We start from the raw sequence: 3,987 nt of genomic DNA, 5'->3' as shown, positions 1-3,987 counted from the left end.
GATTAACTAGTAGCGATCAGCAGTGCGCATTTGTGAATGTTCAACACGCCCTAATCGTTATCAAAAAAGCCCCAACCATGACACCACAGTTGGAGCTTTATTTCGCTTAAAATTAAAGGTTGGTGCTATAAGATTTGATAGATGATTTGAATGGCTGTAAATCTATTATTGCTCAATACGCTGCAAAAATGCTTGCGTACGCGGGTGAGTGGATAGCTCAAACATCTGCTGAGCGCTGCCCTCCTCAACCACATGGCCATCCTCAATTAATACCACATGATCGGCGACATCGCGCGCAAAGCTGATTTCATGCGTGACCACAACCATCGTCCAGCCCTCACTTGCCAGCTGCTTCATGGTCTCAAGCACATCTTGTACCAGCTCCGGATCAAGCGCTGAGGTCGGCTCATCAAATAGCAACAGCGACGGCTCAATGGCCAAAGCGCGGGCAATGCCGATGCGCTGCTGCTGACCACCTGATAGCTGAAACGGATACAGATCGGCTTTGTCCGCAAGCCCCACCTTGTTGAGTAGTGCTAGCGCTTGCGCCTGCGCGTCAGCTTTTGAGACGCCTTGTACTACGGTCGGCCCAAGCATTAAGTTCTGTAGCGCCGTCTTGTGCGGAAATAAATTGTAAGACTGAAACACCATGCCCGACTTACGCTGCAGCGCCAATAGCTTTTTTTTATTTGGCTTAGCGCTAAAATCTACACTTAAGCTATTATCATCAAAAGCGATCACCCCTTGGTCAGGAATCTCCAGCGCATTAATACAGCGTAAAAAAGTAGTTTTGCCTGATCCTGATGGCCCTAATATCACCACCACCTTACCTTTATCAATGCTCAAATCTATGCCCTTTAGCACTTGATTGGTACCAAAAGCTTTGTGGATGTTCGTGATTTGAATCATAAAGACGTTTCCGTTTACAAATGAAAAGCTAGCAGTTAATGGTTAAGCTATTTTGCCACATAGCGATCAAGACGCGTCTCAAGCTTGCCTTGGATAAAGGTCAAGAACAGACAAATGGCCCAATAAATAAAAGCCGCTTCGGTATAGACCAGCATAAACTCATAGTTACGTGCGGTGATGATCTGCGCTTGTTTAAAGAGCTCAGTGACCAGCACTAAAGAAGCTAGCGAGGTGTCTTTGACTAAACTAATAAAGGTATTAGACAAGGGCGGTACCGATACCCGTAACGCTTGCGGCAAAATCACGTGGCGAAAGGTCTGCAGATACGTCAAACCGACCGTCGAGCCTGCTTCCCACTGACCTTTTGGAATCGACAAAATCGAGGCACGTACCGTCTCTGAGGCATAAGCACCGATATTGAGCGAAAAGGCAATAATCGCTGAAGGAAACGGGTCGAGCTTGACCCCCACACTTGGCAAACCATAAAAGATAATAAATAGCTGCACCAGCATCGGCGTACCACGAATCGCCGAGACATAAATACGAGCCAGACGGTAGACAATCTCATGCAGCCAGCCGGTACGTGGCACGATACGAATCAGCGCCACGACCAGCGCAATCATCATACCGATGGCAAACGAAATCAAAGCCAGCGGTATTGAGTAATAGATACCGCCTTTGAGCATCGGCCAAAACGAATCGATGACGATCTGCGCCCGATCAGGACTCATAAAGGGCAGTAGTGCCAATAAATCGGTTAACGCTGAAGTAAGAGACGCTAGCATTATTTTTGTTGACTTATATCAGCACCAAAGAATTCTTCGCTAAGCTTGGTCAGCGTGCCGTCGGCATGCAGCTCGCTCATGGCTTCATTTAACTTCGTCACGACAGCGTCATTGCCTTTTAATAGTACCAAACCTGAACCGCGCTGCTCGTCGGCCGGGGCAACCAGTTTGATCTCAAGGCCACTATCTGGGAATTTTTTTAGATAATCAAGTACGGCCAAATTGTCATTCATGGTAAAGTCAGCGCGGTCTTGCTTGACCAACTGAATCGCTTGCGCCATACCATCGACAGGGACGATTTCGGCTTGATAGCGTTCGGCCAGCTCACCATAGTTACTGCTTAACGACTGGGCGCTACGTAGACCTTTTAGGTTATCCCACGAGCCATAACGATTGTCATCGGTGGGCGCTAGTACCACAGCGCCAGACCAGCTATAAGGCTGCGCGAGGTCATACTTTGCTTGGCGCTCAGGGGTAGTGAGACTAACTTGGTTGGCCACCATATCGAAACGCTTAGAGTCGAGACCTGCTAGCATTGCATCCCACTGGGTTTCTTTAAACTCAACATCGACGCCGAGCTTATCAGCGACCGCACGGGTGACTTCCACGTCGTAGCCGGTCAGTTCACCGCTTTGGTCATGGTAGGTAAACGGCGGATAAGTACCTTCAGTGCCGACATTGATCGTGCCGCCATTATTGATACGCTGTAGCAGTTCTGAGCCACCCTCAGTAGTACTATCAGCATTGCTAGCTGTCTCATCAGTTGTAGATTGGCTACAGGCCGCTAGCAATACAGTGCTAGCTGCTAGAGTTAATAGGGCACGGCGTTTCATAGGATATCCTTAAGTTACAGATTAAATAAGTTACAGATTAAATAAGTTACAAATTAAAAGTTATTATTATCAGTGCGGTTATTTACCACTAGTTTAACTTGACTCGGTAATCATAGGGCAAAAAAAAACGTACAAAAATAGTGAGCAGAGGTCAGAAGGTTGAGGTTGCACAGCAAAATTGCAAGAGTAGCTAGTGAGGATGGGGCAAGAAAGTTTTATATTTTTGAGTTTGCCATGTATAAAAAGCCCCAATCAGTGATTGAGGCAAAGTAAAAGTATTCTTTGAGAATACTAAGGTCTATTTAAGAATAATAAGGCCTATAAATAAAGGTCGATTATTTTTTAACGTTACGAGCAAACTCTCTACCCGTTTCAGCATCTATTTTTAGCTCAATAATTTGATTATCTCTGAGCATATCGACCTCAAAATAGCTAGGATGACCAGCATTTTCACGAACATTATCACGATCGTTTTTGAACTCTACTTCTAGCACACGGCTATTGGCTTGTTTTTCGATAGCGTTAATCACACCCATAGCGCTTATTTTTGCGCGGCGCTGATTATTGTAATCGTCGACATCGCCACTATCTAGACGGTCTGTGTCTAGCTCAAGTACTTGACCATTGATAGCATCAACTTTAATCTCATATTCAGTAGTGCCATTACTGAACTCCAGCTCATAAACACCGCCATTGCCTTTAGCAGCGCTATCGTCATCATCGAACTCTGCACTGATTAAGGTGCCTTTTGCTTGTTTATTAGCAATATCGACAGCTTGCTTGAGACTGATTTTCGTAGCTTGTGCGGCACGTATTTCATCATTGATATCGGCATGAGATACCGTACTGACAGTACCTATGGCTAATGCCAAGGCCAGTCCAGATCCTAGCGTAGTAAGTTTAAACCTTTCAAAATGCTTCTTCATTATTTTCTCCTTATTAGTATTAGGGTATTGTCGATAGCATAACGTTTATTGGAGGAGGGTTTCAAAGCAAAAAAGTAGCGTAATGTATTACTCCTGTTTAGGGCTTAAGAGAAATGTTAGCTCTATAGCTGGCTGCTGCTTGATACTCATAAATGCTATAATAACGCGCCCATTTCAGGACTGTTATTATTGATGTTTCCATAAGTAGTCGGATAAAAATACTTGCATAACTTTACTCAAAATACTGACTTTCTTTCCCTCTATATCTTTCCTTAACCTTCTAAGAATTAAGCCCGCTATGAAAACTGCCTTATCAGATTTATCTTATGCTAGTCCTAGCAGCTATAACGCTAACAACAACTCTGAGCTGCTTTTGAATAATAGCAATAATACGGACATCTCGGCGCTTGCGTATGAAAGCTTACCTGCAACGATACAAAAAGCACTTTTAAGCCAAAAACGCTTGGTCATTATGGCTAACAACCGTTCCAAAAATCTTACTCAAACCTAGCCAATATTGACTATTAGATAGGT

The 3,987-nt window shown here is 44.5% G+C and carries 5 protein-coding genes; 1 reads left to right on the top strand and 4 read right to left on the bottom strand.

Translation table 11 applies throughout. The annotated features are described in order from the left end of the window. Positions 1 to 165 precede the first annotated feature (165 nt). The 4 genes from I3248_RS12030 to I3248_RS12015 form a co-directional block, all read right to left on the bottom strand. Positions 166 to 909, bottom strand: coding sequence for an amino acid ABC transporter ATP-binding protein (locus I3248_RS12030; RefSeq protein ID WP_025644028.1), 744 nt, complete (start codon positions 907 to 909; stop codon positions 166 to 168). A 47-nt stretch (positions 910 to 956) separates the two neighbouring features. After that, a complete protein-coding gene (locus I3248_RS12025) occupies positions 957 to 1,694 on the bottom strand; it encodes an amino acid ABC transporter permease (RefSeq protein ID WP_025644029.1) in 738 nt (245 codons plus the stop codon). Then, positions 1,694 to 2,527, bottom strand: coding sequence for an amino acid ABC transporter substrate-binding protein (locus I3248_RS12020; RefSeq protein WP_025644031.1), 834 nt, complete (start codon positions 2,525 to 2,527; stop codon positions 1,694 to 1,696). The genes I3248_RS12025 and I3248_RS12020 overlap by 1 nt, the downstream gene beginning before the upstream one ends. A 335-nt stretch (positions 2,528 to 2,862) precedes the next feature. Next, a complete protein-coding gene (locus tag I3248_RS12015; RefSeq protein ID WP_238063977.1) occupies positions 2,863 to 3,453 on the bottom strand; it encodes a PepSY domain-containing protein in 591 nt (196 codons plus the stop codon). Between the two features lie 298 nt (positions 3,454 to 3,751). On the opposite strand from I3248_RS12015, the gene I3248_RS12010 reads away from it, so the two are divergent. Continuing rightward, the gene (locus I3248_RS12010; protein ID WP_238063976.1) at positions 3,752 to 3,964 is read left to right on the top strand and encodes a hypothetical protein; all 213 of its coding nucleotides are present in this window, start codon (positions 3,752 to 3,754) and stop codon (positions 3,962 to 3,964) included. The last annotated feature ends 23 nt before the right edge of the window (positions 3,965 to 3,987 follow it).

Origin of the sequence: Psychrobacter sp. Ps3 (assembly GCF_022129275.1) — a bacterium.
Lineage (GTDB): Bacteria > Pseudomonadota > Gammaproteobacteria > Pseudomonadales > Moraxellaceae > Psychrobacter > Psychrobacter submarinus.
The sequence above is the reverse complement of the archived record's forward strand: the minus strand, read 5'-3'. Positions and strand labels throughout refer to the sequence as shown.

Bases quoted from the DNA above. Each gene is read 5' to 3' on its own strand.
- I3248_RS12020 (WP_025644031.1), bottom strand. From the start codon at position 2,527: ATGAAACGCCGTGCCCTATTAACTCTAGCAGCTAGCACTGTATTGCTA.
- I3248_RS12010 (WP_238063976.1), top strand. From the start codon at position 3,752: ATGAAAACTGCCTTATCAGATTTATCTTATGCTAGTCCTAGCAGCTAT.
- I3248_RS12025 (WP_025644029.1), bottom strand. From the start codon at position 1,694: ATGCTAGCGTCTCTTACTTCAGCGTTAACCGATTTATTGGCACTACTG.
- I3248_RS12015 (WP_238063977.1), bottom strand. From the start codon at position 3,453: ATGAAGAAGCATTTTGAAAGGTTTAAACTTACTACGCTAGGATCTGGA.
- I3248_RS12030 (WP_025644028.1), bottom strand. From the start codon at position 909: ATGATTCAAATCACGAACATCCACAAAGCTTTTGGTACCAATCAAGTG.